Here is a 22556-nt window from a genome sequence, read left to right on the forward strand (position 1 = left end):
TACATCTATATGGTTGCTGAAATAGTCGTTTTTATTCATTGCAAAAAGTGATAAGGTAAAGAAAAGAGTACAAAGGGGATAAAAAATGACAACATTTAATTGGCATGATCAAGCTCAAGACGAGTGGAACCAAAAAGTATCATTTTGGAATAGCCGAAGTGAAGAAATGTGGAAAAACGGAAGTCGGAAAACAGTGATTCCATTTATTCAAAAACATCTTAAATCAGGTGGTATGGTGGCAGACGTGGGCTGCGGTGATGGGTTTGGAACGTCTCTTCTAGCTGCTTCTGGATATAAAGCAATCGGTCTTGATTTATCGGAAGAAATGATTCAAAAAGCATCCCAGCTGCATAAAAGTGAAAATTTGTCGTTCGCTCAAGCTGATATTATGACGCTGCCGCTTTCTTCTGAATCAGTAGAAGGGGTTATGGTAATCAACGCCCTAGAATGGACCGAGCATCCTCGATTAGCTCTGAAGGAATTGTACCGAGTTGTAAAACCAGGAGGATATGCATGCGTAGGTATTCTTGGACCAACTGCTCAGCCTCGTACCACTAGCTTTCGACGATTATATGGTGAACACGTCATTTGCAATACGATGATGCCGTGGGAGTTTGAACAGCTTGCAAAAGAAAATGGATGGGAAGTAATCGATGGCGAAGGTGTATATAAGCGAAATGTTACTGATAAGCTGATTGGACAGCTCCCAAATGAATTAAAGCAAGCTTTAACGTTTCTATGGCTATTTATGCTCAAGAAACAATAAAAACAGCACACCTCTCCTTATATGTAGCTGTACAAAGGGTACACTACAAACTGGAGGTGAGTGACATGAGTAAAATTAAAAAAGACCGCTCAAAATCAGAGCTAGGTTCACCAAATGTAGAAGGACAAGGGACGACCACTTCTGAACAAGGTGTTCAAAGCAGTTCAGCTAACAAAAAGCAGAAGCGTTCATAACAAAAATAAAACGAACTTGCAGGGAGAACAACGAGCTCACTGCAAGTTCGTTTTATTTTTGGTGTCATCTTTATAAGTAAGAAGGTGTTGTGTGCAAGATTATAGATAGCTTATAATAAAATCTGAGCCAATAATTGTAATTTTATACAAGTTTGGTTTACAGTCGATGTAAAGTGGAGGTGTAATAAATGGTAAATAAAAGATGTTTACCGGATACTGCAGCGTCTCATGCAAAGCCTGATATTAGAAAGGCGATACTTTGCATGGGGTGGACGGTTTAGTAATAGACATCGCCTAACCGCGCATATCTCATTTCTAATATATACGGCTTTGCCCCTTATTGTATGAGCAAAACCACATAAGGAGCTGGCAGAAATGACGTATGTAAAAGCAACAAATGTTTTACCTGAAGAGCTGATTAGTGAAATTCAAAAATATATTCAAGGAGAAACCATTTATATTCCAAAGCCGCAGAAGGCAAAAAGAAAATGGGGAACTTGCTCTGGTGGAAGAAAGTTGATTGACGAGCGAAACGAACGGATTAAGAATTTCTTTGAAAAAGGAACTTCAATTGAGGAACTAGCCCGTGAATACTTTTTATCAACCGAAACCATCAAAAAAATTGTATATAAAAAGCAACGATAGAAATCAAGCGCTGGCAACTGAATGCCCGCGCTTTTTTAGGTATAGTTTATTTCTGATTTATTTTTTACATTTCATAAAAGGAATCTGTACGGTAAAGTAAAAAGTAGCTGATTAAATGAAGAAGGAGTGAAGAACGTGGAAGCGTTTATAAGAAATGATCAATATAACTTTATCAAAAGCCAAACGCAAATCCTTATCAATGGGCATGGAACAGTAAACAATTCTGATGTGCTGCAGGCTTTAAAAGCTCTTGCAAAAGAAAAAGTATTAAATGTGTTTGATGTTCTTAGCGAGGAACAGGAAGAATTACTGCTGTCAGTTGCTGAAGTTAGAAATAAGGAGCAAGCAGAGGTGTTTTTAGAAACGATAAAGCCTTACGTGATTCCATTTAAATCTTTTACAGAAGCTGGCGTGAAAAAGTTGTTTCCAAAAGTGAAAAAGTTAAAAGTCCCTTCTGCTGATAGCGTTGATCTAACGAGCATTTCCTATGTTAGCTGGATCGATAAAGGCTCAAACAGAAAGTTTATCGTAGCGCAGGAGCCGTATACCCAGAAGTTAAAAGGTATTCAAGGAACGTTTAAGCCTATAAATCAGAAAGGAATATGCACGCTTTGCCACAGCTACGAGGAAGTCGGTATGTTCACTGCTGAAATCAAAGGAACTGTTCAAGGGACATTTACACAACGAGGAAATTATATTTGTCAAGATAGCGAAGCATGTAATCAAAATTTGCTTACCTTAGAGCGGCTTCATGATTTTATGTTAAGGCTCAGCAAATAACATGCGGCTAATAAGAAGAATACAAAAAAAGAAGGTTCAGTCCCTATACTTTTGGTGAGACTGAGCCTTCTTTGTCTATCTGTTTTTCTCGATTGGATTGTCACGATAGCTAATCCAATCGCTCCAGCTGCCGGCATATAATTTTACATTTGGAAAACCTGCTGATTTTAAAGCTAAAACGTTAGGGCAAGCAGATACACCCGATCCGCAGTATACAATGATTTCAGCGTGAGAATCAATAGCAGAAAACATCTCCTTCCACTCTTTATCTGTTTTCCATAAACCTTCTGAAGTTAACACATCTTGCCAAAAAGAATGAATGGCGCCTGGAATATGTCCTGCTACAAAATCAATGGGTTCTTCTAAGCCGAGATATCTCTTTTTTTCACGAGAGTCGACAAGAACAACATTAGGGTTATGAAGATTCTCTTTTACGTATTCAACTCCTGCAAGTCCCCAATCTTGTTGAACGAAAGGTACAAAAGTTTGAGGAGAAGCTGCTGGAACGCTCTTAGTTGTTTCATATCCCGATTGTTTCCAGTTAGTAAAACCTCCATTTAAAATTTGTACGTATTCAATTCCTATATATCGCAGTAGCCACCATGCTCTTGAAGCCATCATCCCGTTTTGTTCATCATAAACGACGACTCTGGAATCAGCATTAATTCCTAAGCTGCCGAGCTTCTGAGCTAGCTTTTGAACATCGGGCAGGGGATGTCTGCCTCCGTGGGAAGTAGCCACAGAGGACAAATCTTTTTCTAAATCCAAATAATGAGCATCCGGGAGGTGCTCATTTTGATAAGCATCTGAGCCTGCCTCAGGCTTTCCAAGGGTAAATCGGCAGTCAAGCAAAATAATGGATTGTTGGGGTTGTTGCAATGCAGTATGTAATTCGCGTGGTGAAATAATAGTATTCATAATATTCACATCCTTTTACCAACATTCTAGTTGAAATAAATAAAAATAAAAAGCGTTAAATATAAATTACGGCAAAGCTATTTTATTTTCCTTCAATTATTCCCCGTAGAATAATTGACCATTTCAGCACTTATCTAATGCAGAGGGAAATGCTCCTGTGCTACAGTTGTAGTAAGAGTTACATAGTGTAAGCCAAATGTTCAGCGTAATGTTATATCTACTATTCATAAGAAGGAGAGAGAAAGATGCCAACAAATGAAAAAAAAGAATTTAAACTGATTGCACTAGATATGGATGGAACGCTGCTGAACAATCAGCAGGAAATTTCTAAAGAAAATCGTGAGGCCATTGCTAAAGCTCAAGAACAAGGTGTTCATGTGGTGCTAAGTACGGGACGCTCTCTTTTAACATGCCGTGAATACGCGCAATCTCTTGAGCTGTCTTCTTACCTTATTACAGTAAACGGAAGCGAAATCTGGGATGAATCTGGACAGCTTGTAGAACGAAAGTTAATTGATGCTTCACACATTGAGAAAATGTGGAATTTAACGCAAGAGCATAAGCTTAACTTTTGGGCGGTGACTACGGATAAAGTATGGAGAGATGAATTTCCAGAAGATATTGCTTCACAGGAATGGCTGAAGTTTGGCTACGATATTCCAGATGATGCTTTACGAGAAGAAGTGCTGAAACAAATAGCAGGCATTTCAGATTTTGAAATCAGCAACTCTAGTTTAACGAATCTAGAAATTAATGCACTTGGTATTAACAAAGCAAAAGGGATTATGACGGTATGTGAACGTTTGGGCATTTCAATGGATGAAGTCATTGCAATGGGAGACAGCTTAAATGATATGGCTATGATTGAAGCGGCAGGTTGTGGAATCGCCATGGGAAATGCTCAGGAAGCTGTAAAAGAAGCAGCGGACTGGGTGACAGATACAAATGTCAATAACGGAGTAGCGAAGGCTATCAGCCACTGGGTGCTGAAATAACAGCAGCTCTACACAGCAGGCACTGTTGCACCATTTAACTACTTCCCGCATAAACTGATACTGGATGCCTCCCTTAGAGTTCGTCTTATACGTATATATAAGGAGAAGCCATCTAGTTAAGGAGTGGGGAGTATGAGCGGTTTATCATTAGACAAGCTGTTAAAAAAAGCAGAAAATAAGTTGCAGAATGTACATGAAATAGTGCAAGAAAAATCGTACGAGCTCATTAGGCAAGCATATAAAGAAAGCATATTTGTTGTGATAACTGAAGGATTTAGATCGATAGAGCAGCAGCATAAACTATATTCAAAAGGCCGAACAACACCAGGAAGTATCGTGACTAATGCTAAAGGCGGCTATTCTTATCATAATTATGGACTAGCTTTTGATATTGCGCTGCTTGATGACAACGGAGAAGTTGACTGGACCATTGATCGAAGATGGAACAAAGCGGGAGAGATAGGAAAAAGGATCGGGTTGGAATGGGGAGGAGATTGGACAAGCTTAAAAGATTACCCTCATTTTCAATATACATTCGGTTTATCTTTGTCGGAGCTTCGAAGTGGAAAAAAACCTGAGAAACAGACGGAAAAGGCTTCAAGAGTGCTAATTGAATACGGAGATCGAGGAAATCATGTACAGTTAATTCAACGTATGCTTATTCACTTAGGTTATTCTCTTTCTGGAGGAGCAGACGGTATATTCGGGTCTTCCACTCTCAAAGCGGTAAAAGCTTTTCAACAAGCACTTTATCTGCAGGTAGATGGAATAGTTGGACCGAAGACACTCGAAAAACTCTATAGAAATTTTAATAAAACTATGTTCTAAATAACCATAAAAATATGAGAACGAGAAAAGGAAGAAAAGAGATGGATGGAAATCGTCTCTTTTCTTCCTTTTCTGTAGTTATAGTAGAAAAACTGAAATTTATAAAGAAATAAAAAGGATTTTCTAAGCGTAAGAAACGTTCACGTGATCTAACTGGATAACATTGCTCAACAACACGATATCTTTATATATTTCACTTTTTACAGAGGCGTTTGAACAGTTTTGATAGTCTTTCAACAAGCGGCCAAGTTCTTTAATAAATAACAACGTCTCTTGTTCATTAATCATAGTCAAAACTCCTTGTTTAGAAATGAATCCAGGTCATTATATAGGAATTCTATCATATCTATACGCACCTGTTGACAAAAAAAGTTCGTCAATTTTTTTGTGAGAAGAAGAAATTTAGGGATATGTGGAATGCGTTCGACTCTCTCATTTTATCTATATGCAGCTTGTCTAAAAATATGAGAGTAGTTATAGTATAATATTTACTCCTAATCATGCAACTTAAAACCTATTTTAGAGGTTATCCGTAAATTCCCTCTATTGTAGAGCGATGGAACAAAAAAAGAATGCCTTATTTTGTATCTTTAGTATGATAACATTTTGAAGAAATAAGGCATATGTTTGAGTTTTAAGATGGATTTGAATTAGATCTTTTGACACGCTCTTTTTGTAGGAGGGGCATATTTACTTTCTATTAAGGGAAATCGTAAAGCTCCAACGAGTTTCTAAATCAGAAACTCGTTGGAGCTTAATTTTTTGGATAAGGGATGTGCAAAAGTTCTGGGACGGTCACAAAATGATATCCTTCTTGTTTAAGTCTAGGAATGATGGTATCCAGCGACTTTGCGGTGTTGGAAAGGTCCATGGTCCAATGGCCTCCGTCGTGCATCAAAACAATTGTTCCGGCATGCATGTTCTTAAATACATTCTTGGTGATTTCTGCTTCTGGGATTTGCTTCCAGTCTAATGAATCAGAAGACCAGTTAATCGCATAGACATTTTCATTTGGCAGCTCGCTGATCATTTCTTGCGTTAAATTTCCATATGGAGGACGAAACAGCTGTGTTTCAAAACTGGTAATGTTTTTAATAATAGCCTGAGTTTTGGCAATTTCCCAGTGAAACTTTTCAGTCGATTCTTTTAGTAAATTGGGGTGCCAATAGGTATGAATCCCAACAGCATGACCTTCAGCTACCATTCTTTTCACCAGTTCAGGATGTTCGTGAGCTTTTGCCCCAATAAGAAAAAAGGTTGCTTTAATACCATGCTTTTTCAATTGATCCAATACATGTGGAGTAAAGCGCGGATCCGGTCCATCATCAAATGTTAGGGCGGTTTGCTTTAGGTGGTTATTACCTTGATAAAGCAAACGGTCACGCACAGCTATATTTTTTACTTGTTCCGCTTTACATAGTGCAGGAAGGGCTCCATTAAATAAGAAGCACAGTGTGAGAAGCAGTATACTAATTCTTCGTATCATGTACATGCACGCTCCTTTCTAGGACAAAGTATAACGTTATGATACCCGATTAAAAAATTTGTATGAAGCTGAATTGCCCTTTTGTTCCAAAACGTATGATATGCATGAAACAGCGCACTATAATAAACAGTTACTATTAGGTCAAGAAAGGAAAAAACAGATGAAAAAAATACTGATCGCTGTAGCATTAATCTTTTCGCTAAGTTTATCTCCCTTAGCTGAATATATTTCCTATCACGATGACTATAACGCAAGTGCAAGGTCGTATCGTTCGGGAAAGCGTTCGTTTAATAGACAGCCGAGCGTTAGACAAAATGAGCCAAGGTCTAATTTTTCAAACCGCAGAAATGGAACGGTAAATCGAGGCGTTACTCGTTCAAACCGCGGGGGATTCGCCCGTGGACTTCTGTATGGAGGGCTAGCAGGACTTTTATTTGGAGGTTTGCTTGGTCATATGGGGGCACTGGGCGGGATTTTTGGGTTATTAATTAATATTTTGGCTATTGTGCTTGTCATTAATTTAATTCTGCGCTTTTTTCGCTCTTCTCGCCGCGACAATAATTGGAGATAGGCCGTAATTGCTGTCATAAACTGATAAGAAAGCTCCATATAAATAAGAAAACGCTTTCTATAGTTAATCGAAAGGATGAAACGTATGTCAGCAAACAGACAGCGCAGCAAGTACTTGGCGTTTTGCACAGAATGCGGTCTCCCAAACAGGTTAACATTGTTTCTTTTAAGACAGTACGTTGCGACAGACGAATATAGCGGATTTTACTGTGGAAATTGCGGAAGTCGAAATGAATTTCCAGACTCTGTCATTGAATATATTAAAGAGCTATAAAACACAATCTCTTAAAAGATTGTGTTTTATTTTTTAGTAAAACTATGTTCTAAATGCGAATTAAAGAGAAAAACATAGCTGTGTACAAAAAAGAAACGATGACTAAATACTTTTTTTAGCCAAGATAATCGAGAAATTCCCCATTTCACGCTTGCTAATTAGGGGTAGTGCAAAACGGCTTATGAGAAGAACATTTAAAATTAGTGGCTGTAGAAATGACTAACATTTGTAACTGCAGAAAATCGATTGAACCATCCTTTAAAAGAACGCATATACTACATTAAAATTTTTAAAAAACGGAGGAATGGACTAATGCCTGTTTCCGTCATTTTTAACCAAATAAATGTGGTGAGCATGGTTTCCAATTCAGTAATTGCTTCGGGACAAAATAGCCAGCCAGATTGGAATTCCCAAGGTAAATTTAACTTAGGAAACGGATTTGCTGTAAATTCAGCTATATTGGGCAGTACGAATATCATTAATGATCAGGATGTTTGTGACACGCCAATTACCCAGCCGGAAAATATTAATCCTCAACCAGTTTCTCAGTTCTAGGAAAACAGAAGACGAAAGAAGTTGAAAAAGTTAATTATAAAATTTACTAATCTTAATGTTACGTATATTTCTACTAATTCTGGTATTTTCACAGGGGAAAATACTCAATCAGATTGGCAAGTAAATTGGAAAAGTAATACGGGGTTTGGTGAAATAATCGGCTATAACAACTTTGCCTCTCAAATTGTAAATATCATTAACGATAATGACGTCGTTGATTCCTATTTTTCTGAAAATATAGATGTCAACAACGCCCCTGTTACACAAAGTTAAATGAGGAAAAACGGGTTCCGCAAATACCCGTTTAAGCACTCTATTAATTATTCTGTTAGAGTGGCGAGAATAGATTAGTAATAGAGTTAAACCATCTTTTATACAGATGGTTTTTTGCTAGCTTATTTTAGGGTGTAATCGCAGCTATTAACATAGACTAAAAGGTAATGACAGGAATACTTTTATCGTAAACGGAGTAAGTATCATAGAAAAGACGTAAAAGCTCAAATGGTTAAAGAGACATTCAATTTGAGGTAAATAGATAAGAATTTAAACATAAGATAATGTATTTTCAGTTTTATATTGAATCAGATGAAGCAAACTTCTGTCTGTGAGGTGTTGTCTATGGCTAATATTCACTATCATTCGATTAAAGTAAACAAAATTCAAAATAGTTCAGGCCTATTTTACGGCGTTAATATTCAATATAAGTGGAATCATAAAAGTCGAATTTCTGATGGTTTCGGAAAAGTAGTTGGTAATTCTAATAAAATTTTAAATAATACCACCATTGCGAAAATCCCTAAAAAGAATGATGAATAAAAACGTAGAGTCAATCCTCCTTTCTGACCTGTTCAAAAGAATCATTTACATCATCTTCACCAAGAACAAGATGTGTGTTATAGGATAGTTGATTATCATCTCCCAAAATTGTGCCGAAACCTGAATTACTGCTGCTGATCGTAGTTTCCCAATTTTGTTGCACATTCTTCCCTATAAAAACTCCTGCGTTGTTTTTAACCGCATTTACGGTGAGATCATCAAAAACGATCTGAGGAGAACGAAGATGTATTTTCATAATTCCTCCCGATACATATGAGACATTAATAGAAGTCATCTAATACACTATTATATGTTGTAGATGGGCTAAAAGTGTTAAATCAAATAAGGGGTCAAACTCTATGGATGAAAAGGTGCTGAATATACTCCAAAACATTGAAAAAAGGCTTACAGATTTAGAAAAAAACATGAATGAACTTTCAAAAAAAACGGTCCATTCTTTTCATTTAGATATAAAGAACGTTCAAACACTAAACTTGGACGAACTGTCTTATTATTTAGAGCACATTGATGTAAAGGAACTTAGTGGAACTTTGAATATTGGTAATACTTTTCCTTCGCAAACGAATCAATATCAAGTGCCGGGAAAGAAAAGTAAAAAAACAACAAATGAATCTGATGTCAGTCGAAAATCGGGTAGTTAGAATAATAAAGAAAAGGGTCCTTCTGAAATATCAGTTAAAATTAATGAAAGAAGTGTCCCTTATACACTAACCCATACGGAAGAAATGGGGGAGCCTGATCAAGCTCTAGAATCAGCTTTTAGCATAGGTGACATCCACATTGGCACAATTGAAGATGCTTCAGCTGTGAATTTTGGCAATAATTTTCCGACAAACTTCAGAAGTCATAAAAAAGTGAGTCAAGGATTTGGCAATATTTTAGGCAACCAAAATGACATTCAGGACATCTTATCCTCTTTGGAAGAAAAAGATATATCAGAAGTATACAATGAAAGCCAAGACGGTAAGCCGCCCCAATGGCTGGACACAATGATAGAAGAACAAAAAAAGGAAATGGATGAAACAAAACTAAATGAAGATGAAAAGGGGGAATGAGCAATAGTATGTGAATGTTGGATCTCAAAAGCAGTGTTGTTGATGCTGAATTTCTGAAAGAAAGCTTTAATTGCGGAATAAAGAAGAATTAGTAATAGAAAACCTGCTTCTCTAAACGAGCAGCAGGTTTTCTATTTTATTTCTCATTTGCTGCAGTTTTAACATAAAAAAGAGCATGCGTAATTTAATTGAACACTGGGACAGATCGGTTCTTTCATTCCCACAGATATGGAGTCTCTTGGTAAACATAATAGTTCAACCAATTCATAAACAGCAGGTTGGCATGAGAACGCCATGTTTTTAAAGGGTTTTTGTCAGGATCATTGTTTGGGAAATAGTGTTCCGGAAGCTTTGGCTCTAGCCCTTTTTCTGTATCTCGAAGAAATTCTTCCTGCAGTGTTTGAACGTCGTATTCTGGGTGTCCTGTAACGAAAACAAACTTTTCGTCTTTAGACATCGCCATATAAACACCAGCTTCCTCAGAGTAGGAAAGAAGCTCAAGGTCAGGATGGTTTTTTACTTCATTCATGTCGACGTCGGTGTGACGAGAATGAGGAGAATAAAAGACATCATCAAATCCTCGCAGCAGCTTAATCGGTTCTTCACTCGATACAACATGTGTAAATACACCCGTGCATTTATCAGAAAGAGGTCGCTTGTCAATGCCAAAGTGATGATAAAGTCCGGCTTGAGCTCCCCAACAGATATGAAGGGTAGAAGTCACATTTGTTTTACACCAATCCATAATTTCTTGAAGTTCTTTCCAGTAGTTTACTTCTTCAAATGGTATATGTTCTACAGGTGCTCCTGTAATAATCATTCCGTCATATTTTCGTTCTTTAATTTGTTCAAACGTTTTATAAAACTGATCTAGGTGATTTTTACTCGTTGTTTTTGCTTTATGGCTTGCTGTGTAAAGAAGTGTAATATGCACTTGCAGCGGTGAGTTCCCGAGTAAACGTAATAATTGCGTTTCAGCTTTTTCTTTTTCCGGCATTAAGTTTAGGATAACAATATTAAGCGGGCGAATTTCTTGGTTAACCGCGCGCACGTCGTCCATGATGAAAATTCTCTCTTTTTCTAAAATTTCTTTTGCCGGAAGATCACGTGGAATATTAATAGGCAATAAAATTCCTCCTATTCGATTTCGAAGTAATGACGCGTATAAATGTTCTTTCTCACGTGAAGATGAGGTTCAACATTTATGTACAATATACTATTATAGGAATATACAGAATATTAAGCAATTGAATTTTGAAAAAAAAAGAGCATTAATATGCGTAATGGCTAAAATGAAATGGTACAATAAGGTTAAACTGGAGCGTTGCTATGCTTTTTTAGCGTGACTGAAACTCAGTAAAATTTATAGAGCAGTCGTTCCTGTATTCATTAAACTTCATATCTCCCCCAGAAAACGGATTTTATCCTTTTTTGATGAAGTGTTTAAAAAGAATTCTCAGCAGAAAAGGGGTTTTTATATGACAACTAAGAAGCAAATAAAAAGTGATTTGCAAATTGCACAAGAGGCAACGATTAAACCGATTAAAGAGATTGCCGAGCAGCTAGATATTTTAGAGGCCGAGTTAGAGCCGTATGGACATTATAAAGCCAAGCTTTCTTTGTCCGTTATGGAACGTTTACACACAAAACAAGATGGAAAAGTGATTTTAGTTACAGCTATTAATCCAACTCCAGCAGGAGAAGGGAAGTCGACAGTGACGGTTGGCTTAGCTCAGGCATTACATAGATTAGGTAAAAAAGCGATTGTCGCCATGCGTGAACCATCTCTTGGTCCGGTAATGGGAATTAAAGGAGGTGCCGCTGGAGGCGGTTATGCTCAAGTGCTTCCAATGGAGGATATTAACTTGCACTTTACTGGAGACTTGCATGCCATCACAACAGCTAACAACGCGCTGGCCGCTATTTTGGATAACCATATACATCAAGGCAATGAACTGCGCATTGATACACGTAAAATCACGTGGAAACGAGTGGTTGATTTAAACGACCGCGCGTTGCGTCAGGTTGTCATTGGATTAGGTGGTCCGATGCAAGGTGTTCCTCGAGAAGATGGATTTGATATTACGGTGGCATCAGAAATTATGGCTATTTTCTGCTTAGCGTCAGATTTACAAGACTTAAAACGTCGCTTAGCGTCTATTGTGGTAGCTTACAACATGGATAATGAGCCTGTAACGGTTGCAGACTTAGGTGCACAAGGAGCGCTTACTCTTCTTTTAAAAGACGCGATTAAACCAAACCTTGTACAGACGTTGGAACATACTCCAGCTCTCATTCACGGAGGTCCTTTTGCTAATATTGCCCACGGCTGCAATAGCGTCATTGCAACAAAAATGGCTGCAAAACTAGGCGACTATGTAGTAACAGAAGCGGGATTCGGGGCAGATTTAGGCGCAGAAAAATTCCTAAATATTAAAGCTCGTATGGCAGATATTAAACCAGAAACGGTGGTAATCGTTGCGACAATTCGCGCTCTGAAAATGCATGGAGGCGTTCCTAAAGAGCGGTTAAATGAAGAAAACATTGAGGCATTAGAAGCGGGAATTGAAAACCTTGAAAAGCATATTGAAACGATTCAAGCATTCGGCGTTCCTTATGTTGTAGCCGTGAACCGTTTTGTAACGGATTCAAAAGGCGAAGTAGAAGCGCTTATGAATTGGTGTACTTCAAAGAATGTTCCCGTTGCTTTAACAGAAGTTTGGGAAAAAGGCGGAGAAGGCGGCGTCATGCTTGCTGAAAAACTTCTTGAAGTCATGAACGAGACAGAAAGTCAATTTTCTCCTCTTTACGATGTGTCAGCTTCGATTCCAGAAAAAGTAGAAGCTATTGCTAAAACCGTATACGGAGCAAAAGGCGTAGATTTTGCTCCAAAAGCGTTAAAGCAAATACAGCAATTTGAAGCAAACGGTTGGGATCATCTGCCGATCTGTATGGCCAAAACGCAGTATTCGTTAAGTGATGATCAGACGAAGCTTGGGCGACCAACTGATTTTAAGATTACGGTAAGGGAATTCCGTCCTTCACTCGGAGCTGGGTTTCTCGTGGCGCTAACAGGTTCAATTATGACAATGCCTGGACTTCCAAAAAAACCTGCTGCGCTCAATATGGATATTGACGAGAATGGACATGCACTAGGGATTTTTTAAGAGAAGAGGCTAGGGTAAGAGTATTTTAGTTGAAGGAAAATCCGAACGATGAAGCAAGATTCTTGATGAAGAATCAAACTCGTTCGGATTTTTTCATAGTTATGGTAAAAATAAGTTTCATGGGTGTAGTGGCTTCTAGATGTAGATTGGGTGGACTTAGTTGTGTCTCAATCTCTTTCTTGCAATATAAAATAAAATAACAGGTATGTTATGAATTAATTTGGCAAGAAAGAAGAAGAGCTGACTGTTCGTATTTTATAAAAAAGGAAGTAGTTGAAATGTTTGATCCGATTGTATTTGATAATTTAAAAGTTGTTGTAGAAGGAGAGATCTATGATCTTGACTTATCTGGGCAAGTATCTGTTACGAATCGCGAAGATTTTGTAGACTTAGCTCAGTTTACTCGAACGTACCGCATTTCTTTTCAACAGCATTTTTGCTGTACCGCGTCGCTAACTTTATCAACCGACTTAGACAACATTCATGCCGAATTAACGCCTTCCCGTGTAGAAAAACCAGGGTGTACAGTTTATATTCATTTTCAGCTGAAAAAACAAAAACCGTTTGAAGAAGCTGAGTTTCAAAACATACAGGAAATGTGTGAGAGGATCTGGGGAACAACAAGAGTTGTTAAGCAGCGTATTACTCATGAAGTCGGAGGAAGTGAATACGAAAACAATATTGAGGTAACCTTTAACCGATTTATTTACGAAGACCAAGTAGGAGATTTAATCGAGATGATTGATTACATGCTGCAAACGACTGATCAGCTAAAGGTTCTTTACGACAAATCATAAGAGCGTTTCAGTTGTACTTCCGAAATAAAGTGAATTACAATAGGGAAAAGGAGGCGTTTTGATGAGCGTGTATGAATACTCGGCAAAAACAATTAAAGACGAAGACGTATCGCTATCTAACTATCAAGGTGACGTGCTGTTGATTGTGAATACAGCTAGCAAATGCGGCTTCACCCCTCAATATAAAGATTTGCAGGCGCTGTACGAAGAAGAAAAAGAAAACGGCCTAACGGTTCTAGGTTTTCCTTGCAATCAGTTCGGTGGTCAAGAGCCAGGAAGTTCAAATGATATTGAACAATTTTGCGAGTTAAACTATGGCGTTTCGTTTCCGATGTTTGCAAAAGTAGATGTAAAAGGGGAGCATGCACACCCGTTATTTACATACTTAACAGAACAAGCACCGGGTCTACTAGGTTCCAAAGGGATAAAGTGGAATTTCACAAAGTTTTTAGTGAATCGTCAAGGTGAAGTCGTGAAGCGATACGCACCTCAAACTGCACCAAAAGATATTCAAAAAGATATAAAAGAATTGCTGTAAAAGCAGGTGGATCTCCATCTGTTTTTTATTTTTCAGCGAGGATTTTCAAACGGTGATCCGCTGTCAGTGAGACGAGCGCCTTACTTTGTGCTAAAATAATGGTGGATATAATTGAGGTGAGCAAATGAATAAAATAGTGGAAACGGAAAAGTGGGTTCAAGCAAAGCTTGCGCATGACACAACGGGTCATGACTGGCAGCATATCGATCGCGTGCGTCGAAATGCAGTGCTTTTATATAAAAAAGAAGGCGGCAATCGGGAAGTTATCGAACTAGCTGCGCTTTTACACGATGTTGTAGATGATAAGCTAGTGGAAGATGTTGAAAAGGCGTACGAAGAAGTGCGGGAGTGGCTGAAGAGTCAGCAGGTAGAAGAAGAGAACTGCAAGCATATCGTTCACATTTTACAAACGATGTCATTTAAAGGCGGAAACCGTCCGGCTATGGCTACGCTTGAAGGTCAAATTGTTCAAGATGCAGATCGTTTAGATGCGATCGGTGCAATTGGTATCGCACGTACGTTTATGTACGCAGGTGCTAAAGGCACGGTTTTGTATGATGAAAACATTGCTGTACGAAGTGAGATGACGGAAGAAGAATACAGACACGGGAAATCAACGGCTATTGCACATTTTTATGAAAAGTTATTAAAGCTCACTGCGTTAATGAATACTCAAACAGCACGGTCTCTAGCGCAAGAGCGACATACATATATGAAAGAATTTTTAGTTCAATTTAAGAAAGAGTGGAATTATCATTATGAAAATGCTGACTGTTGAAAACTTAACAAAAACGTATGGAGAAAAAGAGCTGTTTCATCAACTAACATTTACCATTACGGAAAATGAGCGAATCGGCTTAATCGGTGTAAACGGAACAGGGAAATCAACGCTTCTTAAAATTATCGCGGGTTTAGAGCTCGGGGACGAAGGAGATATTGTTCATGCTAAAGACTACAGCGTGACATATTTACCGCAGCATCCGGATTTTGATGAAGACTTAACGGTTTTGGAGCAAGTTTTCAGCGGAGATACGCCTCTTCTTAACTTATTAAAAAACTATGAGCTAGCTCTGTATGCGTTAGAGCAAGACTCTGCAAACGAAAAAAATCAGCAAACATTGTATGATTTGCAGCAGAAAATGGATGCGATGAACGCGTGGGAAGCCAATTCTAACGCACAGTCGATTTTAACGAAGCTTGGAATTTCAAATATGAGTGCAAAAATCGGTGAGCTTTCAGGTGGACAGAAAAAGCGCGTCTCCATTGCGCAAAGTCTAATTCAAACACCTGATTTACTGATCTTAGATGAGCCGACTAACCACTTAGATTATGAGACCGTTAAATGGCTCGAAGAATATTTATCCAAATATCAAGGAGCTGTGCTGCTTGTTACTCATGATCGCTATTTCTTGGATGCTGTTACAAACCGAATTTTTGAATTAGACGGTGGAAATTTATATAGCTATAAAGGAAACTATGCTGCTTTTCTAGAAGGAAAAGCGATTCGAGAAGAGCAGGAAAAAGCAACTCAAGCAAAATTAAGCAACTTATACCGCAATGAATTGGCTTGGATTCGCAGAGGAGCAAAAGCGCGTACGACTAAGCAAAAAGCGCGTATTCAGCGATTTGATGAATTAGAAGGGAAAATCGATTCCTCTGAAAAAGAATCACTGGATTTAAGTTTAGCAGGCAGTCGCCTTGGGAAAAAAGTGTTTGAATTAAAAGATGTGTCTAAGACGTATGAAAATAAAATCATTCTTTCAGACTTTACGCACATCGTGAAAAAACAAGATCGAATTGGAATTGTAGGAAAAAATGGAAGCGGAAAGTCTACTCTTTTGAATATGATTGCAGGACGAATTGAGCCGGACAGCGGTGAAATTGACAGAGGACAAACGGTTAAAGTTGCTTACTATACCCAAGAAAGCGATGATATGGACTTGAATCAACGCATGCTTGATTATATTAAAGAATCGGCAGAAGTTGTGCATACGACGGATGGGAAAATGATCTCTGCCTCGCAAATGCTTGAGAGATTTCTATTTCCTTCACATACGCACGGAACACCGATTCAAAAGTTGTCCGGAGGAGAGCGCCGTCGTTTATACTTGTTGAAATTATTAATGACATCGCCGAATGTATTGCTTCTAGATGAGCCGACTAATGATTTGGATACTCAAACGCTAACGGTGCTTGAAGACTATCTCGAAGAATTTCCAGGTGTTGTTATCACCGTATCGCATGATCGCTATTTCTTAGATAAAGTAGCAGATTACTTACTAGTTTTTGAAGGAGAAGGAAACATTTCGATTTATTTTGGAGCTTATACAGATCAATTGGAAGAAGCGATGAAGAAGCAGGCAATGGTTCAGCAGGCTAAAGTGAAAGAAGAAAAGCCAAAACAGCCGGAGAAAACGAAAAAGCGTCGTTTAACGTATAAAGAACAAAAAGAATGGGAAGAAATCGAAGATAATATTGCAGCAAAAGAAGAAGAAATTGAACGCTTAACAAGTGAAATTGAACAGGTGGGCAGCGATTATACAAAAGCGCATAACCTATCGTTAGAACAAGAAAAAGCAAATGAAGAATTAAGTGCACTGCTTGATCGCTGGGCAGAGCTTTCAGAGCTGATTGAAGAAATTGAAAACGCGTAAACAAGTCGTTAGACTGAGTATAAGCCACATGCTACAATTTTAATGAGAGGAGTACGATACGACATGAACATTAAATCAATTGAGCCAACGCCAAGTCCGAATACAATGAAAATTAATTTAGACGAAGTGCTATCAGGCGGAAAAAGCAATAACTATACGGAAAAAAATGCTGAAGCAGCCCCTGAAGTTGTTCAAGACATTTTGAAAGTAGAAGGGGTAAAAGGAGTCTACCACGTAGCGGACTTCTTGGCAGTAGAGCGAAATGCCAAATATGACTGGAAGCAGATTTTGCCGCAAGTTCGTGCAGCGTTTGGTGAAGATTTGCAAAGCAACAGTGAACAGCACAAAATGAATGAGCATTTTGGTGAGGTCAATGTGTCAGTTCAAATGTTCAAAAATGTACCGATGCAAGTCAAGCTAACGGACGGAAATGAAGAAAAGCGCTTTGGTCTGCCCGAGCGATTTGCAAAAGCGGTAGCAGAACTTCAACGTTTTTCAGATAATGTGGTATTAGAACGGAAATGGAAAGAACAAGGCGTTCGTTATGGAGAGTTATCGGCTATCGGAGACGAAGTAGTGGAAGAGTTAGCAGCAGCATATCCGCAAGAAAGATTAACTCGCCTTGTGTCTAATGCACAAGAAGAAAAAGAAGGCGGAAAAGTTGTACAGCCGCGTAAAACCTATAAAGTTACAGAAGAAATGCTAGAAGACAACGATTGGTCAGTGCGCTATGCCCATTTAGAACAAATGGATCCAACAGAAGCTGATTTAGAAGTTTTAAATAAAGCGCTTGATGATGAAAAAGCATCTATTCGCCGCTTAGCTACGGTCTACTTAGGAATGATTGAATCAAAAGCGGTACTGCCTTATTTATACAAAGCATTAAAAGATAAATCAGTCACTGTGCGCCGTACTGCTGGAGACTGCATGTCAGATTTAGGTTTTGAAGAAGGTATTCCGGCAATGTGTGAAGCTCTTGGTGATAAAAACAAGCTTGTTCGCTGGCGTGCAGCTATGTATTTATACGAGGTAGGGGACGAGACGGCTCTTCCTGCATTAAAAGCAGCAGAGAATGATAAAGAATTTGAGGTAGATTTACAAATCAAGCTAGCAATTGAACGTATCGAAGGCGGAGAAGAAGCAAAAGGTTCTGTTTGGAAACAAATGACGGAAAGCAGAAAAGCATAAAAAAAGATCATTCACTTGAATGATCTTTTTTTACGACTGTTTTGCAGCGGGAGTTGGAAACTGCATAGGCTGCATAGTGTTATCAATTTTAATAGGCTGATAGCCCGACTGCTTTAAGTAAGTCAAAATAGCAGGAAGGGATTGTGCCGTAAAGGATTTATCATGAAATAAAATGACTGGTGTTCTTCCATTGGAGTTAACCCCTTGAATATGAGGTTCAAGGCCCTGAATAATTCTAGGTGCAGAACGAAGTGCCCAGTCTTCGCTGTCTACATTCCAGTCCCATAATTTAAAGTGGCTTAGCAACTCTGTACGGTGGGGCTCTTTTAAATAAGGAACGCTGCCGTAAGGAACGCGGATTAACTTACTGTCAACACCGGTTACTTTCTTAACTGTCGCTTGACACTCCTGCATTTCTTTTAACGCTGCGCCATCTTCACTATACATGACATGAATATCATGAGAGACACCGTGACAGCCGATAGCATGTCCTTCCTGAGCTACTTTTTTAGCAATTTCAGGGTGAGCCTCAATTTGATGCTTTAACATAAAGAAAGTTGCTTTTACGTTATATTGACGCAAAGCATCTAAAATGTGAAGGGTATCAGGTGTTGGGCCATCGTCAAACGTAAGGTAAACAGGCTGTGTAAGAGCTTGATTTTGATCGTTTAACGTATTTCCTACATACATATTATGGTGAAGTGTATTAAGCAGCTTCTCAGGCTGTACTGAAGATGCAGCTTCTTTCAGCGGCAAATCAGTAGATGCTAAGACTTGCTGAGATGCAGCGGATTCACTCCCTTTGACTTCTGTAATAAAAAACAAAGAAGCGACGATCACTAACACTAAAGACAAAAATGCATAAAATCGTTTGTTTGGCTTAAATCGCTGGTTCAATTTGAAAATCCTTTCTACTAAACTACTATTTACTACTATAGTACAAAAAATGGAATATTAATAGTAAAAATCGACATTTTTATGGAAAAAAATTAGATGATATGACCCGGTTTTAATCTTTTTTTGTCAAATGAAAAATGAGATTGGGACAACGATAAGGATTTGAAGAGTGAGTAGCTAGATTTTTCCTGGTTTTTATAGTATGCTTTTAGCGTGAATGATTGTTAGGAGGAATGTTAATATGTCAATGGCATATGAAGAATATATGCGTCAGTTAGTTAAACCAATGCGTCAAGAATTAACTCAAGCTGGTTATGAAGAATTAACAACAGAGGAAGCCGTAGTTGATTTTATGGAAAACGTAGAAGGAACAACTTTTGTTGTCGTTAATTCAGTTTGTGGATGCGCTGCTGGTTTAGCACGTCCTGCAGCAACGCAAGCGTACTTACAGTCTGAGCAAAAACCAGATCAAGTGGTAACTGTTTTTGCCGGTCAAGATAAGGAAGCAACAGCTAAAATGCGTGAATATTTTGGGGACATTGAGCCTTCATCACCGTCTATGGCGCTTTTAAAAGGAAAAGAAGTCGTTCATTTTATTCCTCGACATGAAATTGAAGGTCAGCCGTTAGAAGTTATTTTTGAAAACATTTTAAATGGCTTTAAGCAGCACTGTTCATAAAATGTCCTGCTTTTGTCACATCTAGTATATAGATTTTTAGAGAAAAATCGCATATACTTTATAAGAAAAAGGATGTCTATCGGCATCCTTTTTCTTTATGTAAATAGCCAAACAGTGTAGGGGGAGTTATGAAAGTGATTGTTACGACTGCTGGTCGAACAAATGAACAGATGATTGTAAAAGCCAAACAAGTAGCCGCTGATTTAAGTATACCTTTTGTAGTAAGAGAGAAGAAATCCGTTGCAGATCTTCAGAATCTTCAAGCTGCAGACGTGCTGGTTGTCGGTAAGAATAGAGTAGAGTTGCACGTTCAAAACGAAGAGGAACCTATTTTTTTTCATCCAAATTCCGCTATGTTTAGAGTGAAGAGATGGCTGCGCGGAGAACGTGATCCGTTTATTGAAGCTGCTGGTTTAGAAAAAGGAATGAGCGTGCTTGACTGTACACTTGGTCTTGCATCGGATAGTATGATGGCGAGCGCAGCGGTAGGGAAAAGCGGGAAAGTTGTCGGACTAGAAGGCAACCGCTATGTAGCTTATTTAGTCAAACAAGGACTTTTAAATTGGGAAAGTGACGTACAAGAGTTGAACGATGCAATGAAGCGTATAAACGTGGTTCATCAAAATTTTGAATCGTTTTTGGCGTGTTGTGAAGGTAATTCTTTTGATGTTGTCTACTTTGATCCTATGTTTCAAGAGCAAATTGATGAATCGAATGGAATTAACGGTATTAAAGCAATAGCACTGTATACTACGCTGACGCCAATGGCTATACAAGAAGCAAAAAGAGTAGCCAAACAAAAGATCGTGCTAAAAGATCATTGGAAAAGCAGTCGTTTTGAAGAACATGGATTTACCGTACAGAAACGAAAAACATCAAAATTTCATTACGGGACAATTGATATACAATAATAAACAAAAAAGTAAAATGAATTCCGATCATTGAAAAGACTTCCAAAACCTTTTAGGAATTAAAAAGTTTTGGAAGTTTTTTTTATGAATTTCATCTAAAGTTCATAAAAGTATGATATATTTTTGAACATAAAAATACTTTTGTGTTTAAGCATCCAGCAAAAAAGGAATATCTTGTATAGGTTTCCGCTCGGTGTGACAACCTCAAACAGAAGAAGGAAGGTGCTAACTAAAAAGTCTTCGAATGCCCGTAGGCAGCATAAATGAATAAGCAAATATAGGTAAAAAATTAATAAGTATGTTACAATACCTAGTGAGTTATAACAATGAATTTTACGATATGAAAAGACCATATGGGAAAAGATGAGAAAGGAAAGATACGAATGCCTAGATGGATAAAAAGAATGCTAGTTGTATTTATTACAGTATTTACATTTGGGCTTGTCACTCCACCAGAATATTTATACGTTGATGATGCAAAAGCGGACAAGCAACATAAAGCAGGGTATGTAAGAGAAACAACTCCTGTCACAGCTGTTATAGAAGATATTCATTTGCCATATGAAGAACCAAAATATGAAGACGTTTCATCATTTGTTACGTATGCAATGGAATCAGCTGAAAAACAGTCAGTGGAAAAATTTGGAACAAAAATTGGGCCTGTCATTGAAGATGAATTTCGTCAAGCAGTGTTACCTAAAATTGAAGAAGTGCTGACCGACATTGGCACTGAACGTGAACAGTCAATTCAGAATCTCGAGATAAGCGAGCATCCTGCTGCTGGCTACGGTGAAAAGATTTTCCATGTATATGACCGGGAGACCGGTCAGGACTTAATACGGTTTCACGTACGGCGTGAAAATCCTCCAAAAGATGGATACTGGTTTAATTTTCACTATCATGCGGCTGCAGATAATTTTCAAAAGCATTATGATTTAGGGAAAATTTATTGGAACCGAAACATGCCGCCTAAATGGTTTAGCTGATAATAGACACAACATTCTACGATTTCGAAATGTTAGCTTTTTTAAGCTAGCATTTTTTTACGTCTAAAACCGTTATGGTCTAAATAAGCTGAAACATTAGCACAACGATAAAAAAATCGTTTATAATGAAGTCAGACTTCTTACCATAGAATAGTGAGAAGGAACGAATAGATGCTGGAGGTAACACAATGAAACAATTTACGGAAGAAAAACAATTTCGCGAACAAATTAAGAACGAAACACTAAGCGTTGGGATTTTTACGACAACGTGGTGTCCTGATTGCAAACGTTTGGATATGTTCATTGATGAAATTGTTGACGAAAATACAGATAAAGCATGGTTTAAAATTGACAAGGATGAGTTTGAAGAACTTTCTGCTGAAAACAATGTAATGGGTATTCCTTCTCTTCTTGTATATAAAAACGGTGAAAAAATTGCACACTTGCACAGTGCAAATGCTAAAACGCCTGAAGCGGTCCGTGAATTTTTAGCAACTCTTTAATTCCTGAAGCTGCGAGAGCATTCTCGCAGCTTTTTTTGTGAGAATGGCTATTTCCATTTTTCCATGAGTGGGGTATACTAGGACAAGTGAATAATCGTAAAGCAATAAGGTCTCAATTTAAAGATTGAGTGAAAAGGGAAGTCTGGTGAAAAACCAGCGCGGTCCCGCCACTGTAAGCGCTTTGTGCGTAAGTCAGGAGACCTGCCTTATTGTTAGCTGTGAAACCTTCGAGGAAGGGTGAAGCAGGGTAATGAACATACTTATCAAGTATAGTGAACGGATTCTTTTCCTGCTTATCTTGACGTTACCTGCTTTGCTTTCAATTGAAAGTAA

Annotated in this window: 29 protein-coding genes and 1 riboswitch; of the genes, 23 read left to right on the forward strand and 6 right to left on the reverse strand. The window is 38.2% G+C overall.

Annotated elements, in window-relative coordinates:
- Positions 1 to 85 precede the first annotated feature (85 nt).
- The 4 genes from JNUCC25_RS09965 (at position 86) to JNUCC25_RS09980 (ending at position 2385) form a co-directional block, all read left to right on the forward strand.
- Positions 86 to 766, forward strand: coding sequence for a class I SAM-dependent methyltransferase (locus JNUCC25_RS09965; protein ID WP_064471588.1), 681 nt, complete (start codon positions 86 to 88; stop codon positions 764 to 766).
- Positions 767 to 831: 65 nt separating this feature from the next.
- Positions 832 to 960, forward strand: coding sequence for a YuzL family protein (locus JNUCC25_RS09970; RefSeq protein WP_013056674.1), 129 nt, complete (start codon positions 832 to 834; stop codon positions 958 to 960).
- Between the two features lie 375 nt (positions 961 to 1335).
- Entirely contained in the window at positions 1336 to 1605 is a 270-nt protein-coding gene (locus tag JNUCC25_RS09975; protein WP_013056675.1) for a CD3324 family protein, read from the forward strand.
- Between the two features lie 135 nt (positions 1606 to 1740).
- Entirely contained in the window at positions 1741 to 2385 is a 645-nt protein-coding gene (locus tag JNUCC25_RS09980; RefSeq protein WP_029321312.1) for a FusB/FusC family EF-G-binding protein, read from the forward strand.
- A gap of 75 nt (positions 2386 to 2460) precedes the next feature.
- Here the strand turns inward: JNUCC25_RS09980 and JNUCC25_RS09985 are convergent, their stop codons facing one another.
- The gene (locus JNUCC25_RS09985; protein ID WP_029321314.1) at positions 2461 to 3303 is read right to left on the reverse strand and encodes a sulfurtransferase; all 843 of its coding nucleotides are present in this window, start codon (positions 3301 to 3303) and stop codon (positions 2461 to 2463) included.
- A 245-nt stretch (positions 3304 to 3548) separates the two neighbouring features.
- Here JNUCC25_RS09985 and JNUCC25_RS09990 point away from each other — a divergent pair, with 245 nt between their 5' ends.
- Complete coding sequence (locus JNUCC25_RS09990) at positions 3549 to 4298, forward strand: Cof-type HAD-IIB family hydrolase (RefSeq protein ID WP_057273030.1); 750 nt, start codon at positions 3549 to 3551, stop codon at positions 4296 to 4298.
- A gap of 132 nt (positions 4299 to 4430) precedes the next feature.
- Positions 4431 to 5126, forward strand: a complete 696-nt coding sequence (locus JNUCC25_RS09995) for a peptidoglycan-binding protein (RefSeq protein ID WP_263033036.1) — start codon at positions 4431 to 4433, stop codon at positions 5124 to 5126.
- A 123-nt stretch (positions 5127 to 5249) separates the two neighbouring features.
- Here JNUCC25_RS09995 and JNUCC25_RS10000 read toward each other — a convergent pair whose 3' ends face one another.
- Both JNUCC25_RS10000 and JNUCC25_RS10005 read right to left on the reverse strand, forming a co-directional pair.
- Entirely contained in the window at positions 5250 to 5414 is a 165-nt protein-coding gene (locus tag JNUCC25_RS10000; RefSeq protein WP_013056680.1) for a hypothetical protein, read from the reverse strand.
- Positions 5415 to 5880: 466 nt separating this feature from the next.
- On the reverse strand, positions 5881 to 6612 hold the full coding sequence (locus tag JNUCC25_RS10005; RefSeq protein ID WP_454223236.1) for a polysaccharide deacetylase family protein: 732 nt from the start codon (positions 6610 to 6612) through the stop codon (positions 5881 to 5883).
- Positions 6613 to 6772: 160 nt separating this feature from the next.
- Between JNUCC25_RS10005 and JNUCC25_RS10010 the strand changes: the two genes are divergently transcribed.
- The 5 genes from JNUCC25_RS10010 to JNUCC25_RS10030 all read left to right on the forward strand — a co-directional run bounded on the left by JNUCC25_RS10010 (position 6773) and on the right by JNUCC25_RS10030 (position 8827).
- A complete protein-coding gene (locus JNUCC25_RS10010) occupies positions 6773 to 7183 on the forward strand; it encodes a hypothetical protein (RefSeq protein ID WP_029321326.1) in 411 nt (136 codons plus the stop codon).
- Positions 7184 to 7267: 84 nt separating this feature from the next.
- A complete protein-coding gene (locus tag JNUCC25_RS10015; RefSeq protein ID WP_013056683.1) occupies positions 7268 to 7456 on the forward strand; it encodes a hypothetical protein in 189 nt (62 codons plus the stop codon).
- Between the two features lie 312 nt (positions 7457 to 7768).
- Complete coding sequence (locus JNUCC25_RS10020) at positions 7769 to 8011, forward strand: hypothetical protein (protein WP_029321328.1); 243 nt, start codon at positions 7769 to 7771, stop codon at positions 8009 to 8011.
- Between the two features lie 21 nt (positions 8012 to 8032).
- Entirely contained in the window at positions 8033 to 8284 is a 252-nt protein-coding gene (locus tag JNUCC25_RS10025) for a hypothetical protein (RefSeq protein WP_034275938.1), read from the forward strand.
- Positions 8285 to 8629: 345 nt separating this feature from the next.
- The gene (locus JNUCC25_RS10030; protein ID WP_029321332.1) at positions 8630 to 8827 is read left to right on the forward strand and encodes a hypothetical protein; all 198 of its coding nucleotides are present in this window, start codon (positions 8630 to 8632) and stop codon (positions 8825 to 8827) included.
- A 10-nt stretch (positions 8828 to 8837) separates the two neighbouring features.
- Here JNUCC25_RS10030 and JNUCC25_RS10035 read toward each other — a convergent pair whose 3' ends face one another.
- Complete coding sequence (locus JNUCC25_RS10035) at positions 8838 to 9083, reverse strand: hypothetical protein (RefSeq protein WP_025752024.1); 246 nt, start codon at positions 9081 to 9083, stop codon at positions 8838 to 8840.
- Positions 9084 to 9186: 103 nt separating this feature from the next.
- Between JNUCC25_RS10035 and JNUCC25_RS10040 the strand changes: the two genes are divergently transcribed.
- A complete protein-coding gene (locus JNUCC25_RS10040; protein ID WP_258198353.1) occupies positions 9187 to 9489 on the forward strand; it encodes a hypothetical protein in 303 nt (100 codons plus the stop codon).
- An 84-nt stretch (positions 9490 to 9573) separates the two neighbouring features.
- Positions 9574 to 9903 (forward strand): hypothetical protein, encoded by a 330-nt coding sequence (locus tag JNUCC25_RS10045; protein WP_258198354.1) that lies wholly within the window; start codon positions 9574 to 9576, stop codon positions 9901 to 9903.
- 214 nt (positions 9904 to 10117) lie between these two features.
- Here JNUCC25_RS10045 and metA read toward each other — a convergent pair whose 3' ends face one another.
- Complete coding sequence (metA, locus tag JNUCC25_RS10050) at positions 10118 to 11029, reverse strand: homoserine O-acetyltransferase MetA (protein ID WP_013056685.1); 912 nt, start codon at positions 11027 to 11029, stop codon at positions 10118 to 10120.
- 352 nt (positions 11030 to 11381) lie between these two features.
- On the opposite strand from metA, the gene JNUCC25_RS10055 reads away from it, so the two are divergent.
- From JNUCC25_RS10055 to JNUCC25_RS10080, 6 genes are all read left to right on the forward strand, one after another.
- A complete protein-coding gene (locus JNUCC25_RS10055; RefSeq protein ID WP_029321336.1) occupies positions 11382 to 13070 on the forward strand; it encodes a formate--tetrahydrofolate ligase in 1689 nt (562 codons plus the stop codon).
- A 278-nt stretch (positions 13071 to 13348) separates the two neighbouring features.
- Positions 13349 to 13867: a hypothetical protein gene (locus tag JNUCC25_RS10060; protein ID WP_025752028.1), complete on the forward strand. Its 519-nt coding sequence runs from the start codon at positions 13349 to 13351 to the stop codon at positions 13865 to 13867.
- 61 nt (positions 13868 to 13928) lie between these two features.
- On the forward strand, positions 13929 to 14405 hold the full coding sequence (locus tag JNUCC25_RS10065) for a glutathione peroxidase (RefSeq protein WP_025752029.1): 477 nt from the start codon (positions 13929 to 13931) through the stop codon (positions 14403 to 14405).
- A 124-nt stretch (positions 14406 to 14529) separates the two neighbouring features.
- Positions 14530 to 15183, forward strand: coding sequence for an HD domain-containing protein (locus JNUCC25_RS10070; RefSeq protein ID WP_013056689.1), 654 nt, complete (start codon positions 14530 to 14532; stop codon positions 15181 to 15183).
- Complete coding sequence (locus tag JNUCC25_RS10075; RefSeq protein ID WP_013056690.1) at positions 15164 to 17059, forward strand: ABC-F family ATP-binding cassette domain-containing protein; 1896 nt, start codon at positions 15164 to 15166, stop codon at positions 17057 to 17059. The genes JNUCC25_RS10070 and JNUCC25_RS10075 overlap by 20 nt, the downstream gene beginning before the upstream one ends.
- Positions 17060 to 17122: 63 nt before the next feature.
- Positions 17123 to 18247, forward strand: a complete 1125-nt coding sequence (locus tag JNUCC25_RS10080) for a conserved virulence factor C family protein (RefSeq protein WP_454223240.1) — start codon at positions 17123 to 17125, stop codon at positions 18245 to 18247.
- Between the two features lie 30 nt (positions 18248 to 18277).
- On the opposite strand, the gene JNUCC25_RS10085 is transcribed toward JNUCC25_RS10080, so the two are convergent.
- A complete protein-coding gene (locus JNUCC25_RS10085) occupies positions 18278 to 19144 on the reverse strand; it encodes a polysaccharide deacetylase family protein (protein WP_454223242.1) in 867 nt (288 codons plus the stop codon).
- 241 nt (positions 19145 to 19385) lie between these two features.
- Here JNUCC25_RS10085 and JNUCC25_RS10090 point away from each other — a divergent pair, with 241 nt between their 5' ends.
- The 4 genes from JNUCC25_RS10090 (at position 19386) to JNUCC25_RS10105 (ending at position 22223) form a co-directional block, all read left to right on the forward strand.
- Positions 19386 to 19823 carry a BrxA/BrxB family bacilliredoxin gene (locus JNUCC25_RS10090; RefSeq protein WP_013056693.1) on the forward strand — a complete coding sequence of 146 codons (438 nt, stop codon included), beginning with the start codon at positions 19386 to 19388 and terminating at the stop codon, positions 19821 to 19823.
- A gap of 134 nt (positions 19824 to 19957) precedes the next feature.
- Positions 19958 to 20734, forward strand: coding sequence for a class I SAM-dependent methyltransferase (locus JNUCC25_RS10095; protein ID WP_454223282.1), 777 nt, complete (start codon positions 19958 to 19960; stop codon positions 20732 to 20734).
- A 383-nt stretch (positions 20735 to 21117) separates the two neighbouring features.
- Positions 21118 to 21720: a YpjP family protein gene (locus JNUCC25_RS10100; protein WP_025752035.1), complete on the forward strand. Its 603-nt coding sequence runs from the start codon at positions 21118 to 21120 to the stop codon at positions 21718 to 21720.
- A gap of 188 nt (positions 21721 to 21908) precedes the next feature.
- Positions 21909 to 22223, forward strand: a complete 315-nt coding sequence (locus tag JNUCC25_RS10105; protein WP_013056696.1) for a thioredoxin family protein — start codon at positions 21909 to 21911, stop codon at positions 22221 to 22223.
- 90 nt (positions 22224 to 22313) lie between these two features.
- A riboswitch (cobalamin riboswitch) is annotated at positions 22314 to 22446 on the forward strand.
- The last annotated feature ends 110 nt before the right edge of the window (positions 22447 to 22556 follow it).

Source organism: Priestia sp. JNUCC 25 (assembly GCF_053667915.1).

What these genes read in the sequence shown, in the direction of transcription:
- JNUCC25_RS09965 (WP_064471588.1), top strand. Translation starts at nt 86, where the DNA reads ATGACAACATTTAATTGGCATGATCAAGCTCAAGACGAGTGGAACCAA.
- JNUCC25_RS09970 (WP_013056674.1), top strand. Translation starts at nt 832, where the DNA reads ATGAGTAAAATTAAAAAAGACCGCTCAAAATCAGAGCTAGGTTCACCA.
- JNUCC25_RS09975 (WP_013056675.1), top strand. Translation starts at nt 1,336, where the DNA reads ATGACGTATGTAAAAGCAACAAATGTTTTACCTGAAGAGCTGATTAGT.
- JNUCC25_RS09985 (WP_029321314.1), bottom strand. Translation starts at nt 3,303, where the DNA reads ATGAATACTATTATTTCACCACGCGAATTACATACTGCATTGCAACAA.
- JNUCC25_RS09990 (WP_057273030.1), top strand. Translation starts at nt 3,549, where the DNA reads ATGCCAACAAATGAAAAAAAAGAATTTAAACTGATTGCACTAGATATG.
- JNUCC25_RS09995 (WP_263033036.1), top strand. Translation starts at nt 4,431, where the DNA reads ATGAGCGGTTTATCATTAGACAAGCTGTTAAAAAAAGCAGAAAATAAG.
- JNUCC25_RS10000 (WP_013056680.1), bottom strand. Translation starts at nt 5,414, where the DNA reads ATGATTAATGAACAAGAGACGTTGTTATTTATTAAAGAACTTGGCCGC.
- JNUCC25_RS10005 (WP_454223236.1), bottom strand. Translation starts at nt 6,612, where the DNA reads ATGATACGAAGAATTAGTATACTGCTTCTCACACTGTGCTTCTTATTT.
- JNUCC25_RS10010 (WP_029321326.1), top strand. Translation starts at nt 6,773, where the DNA reads ATGAAAAAAATACTGATCGCTGTAGCATTAATCTTTTCGCTAAGTTTA.
- JNUCC25_RS10015 (WP_013056683.1), top strand. Translation starts at nt 7,268, where the DNA reads ATGTCAGCAAACAGACAGCGCAGCAAGTACTTGGCGTTTTGCACAGAA.
- JNUCC25_RS10020 (WP_029321328.1), top strand. Translation starts at nt 7,769, where the DNA reads ATGCCTGTTTCCGTCATTTTTAACCAAATAAATGTGGTGAGCATGGTT.
- JNUCC25_RS10030 (WP_029321332.1), top strand. Translation starts at nt 8,630, where the DNA reads ATGGCTAATATTCACTATCATTCGATTAAAGTAAACAAAATTCAAAAT.
- JNUCC25_RS10035 (WP_025752024.1), bottom strand. Translation starts at nt 9,083, where the DNA reads ATGAAAATACATCTTCGTTCTCCTCAGATCGTTTTTGATGATCTCACC.
- JNUCC25_RS10040 (WP_258198353.1), top strand. Translation starts at nt 9,187, where the DNA reads ATGGATGAAAAGGTGCTGAATATACTCCAAAACATTGAAAAAAGGCTT.
- JNUCC25_RS10045 (WP_258198354.1), top strand. Translation starts at nt 9,574, where the DNA reads ATGGGGGAGCCTGATCAAGCTCTAGAATCAGCTTTTAGCATAGGTGAC.
- JNUCC25_RS10055 (WP_029321336.1), top strand. Translation starts at nt 11,382, where the DNA reads ATGACAACTAAGAAGCAAATAAAAAGTGATTTGCAAATTGCACAAGAG.
- JNUCC25_RS10060 (WP_025752028.1), top strand. Translation starts at nt 13,349, where the DNA reads ATGTTTGATCCGATTGTATTTGATAATTTAAAAGTTGTTGTAGAAGGA.
- JNUCC25_RS10065 (WP_025752029.1), top strand. Translation starts at nt 13,929, where the DNA reads ATGAGCGTGTATGAATACTCGGCAAAAACAATTAAAGACGAAGACGTA.
- JNUCC25_RS10070 (WP_013056689.1), top strand. Translation starts at nt 14,530, where the DNA reads ATGAATAAAATAGTGGAAACGGAAAAGTGGGTTCAAGCAAAGCTTGCG.
- JNUCC25_RS10075 (WP_013056690.1), top strand. Translation starts at nt 15,164, where the DNA reads ATGAAAATGCTGACTGTTGAAAACTTAACAAAAACGTATGGAGAAAAA.
- JNUCC25_RS10080 (WP_454223240.1), top strand. Translation starts at nt 17,123, where the DNA reads ATGAACATTAAATCAATTGAGCCAACGCCAAGTCCGAATACAATGAAA.
- JNUCC25_RS10090 (WP_013056693.1), top strand. Translation starts at nt 19,386, where the DNA reads ATGTCAATGGCATATGAAGAATATATGCGTCAGTTAGTTAAACCAATG.
- JNUCC25_RS10100 (WP_025752035.1), top strand. Translation starts at nt 21,118, where the DNA reads ATGCCTAGATGGATAAAAAGAATGCTAGTTGTATTTATTACAGTATTT.
- JNUCC25_RS10105 (WP_013056696.1), top strand. Translation starts at nt 21,909, where the DNA reads ATGAAACAATTTACGGAAGAAAAACAATTTCGCGAACAAATTAAGAAC.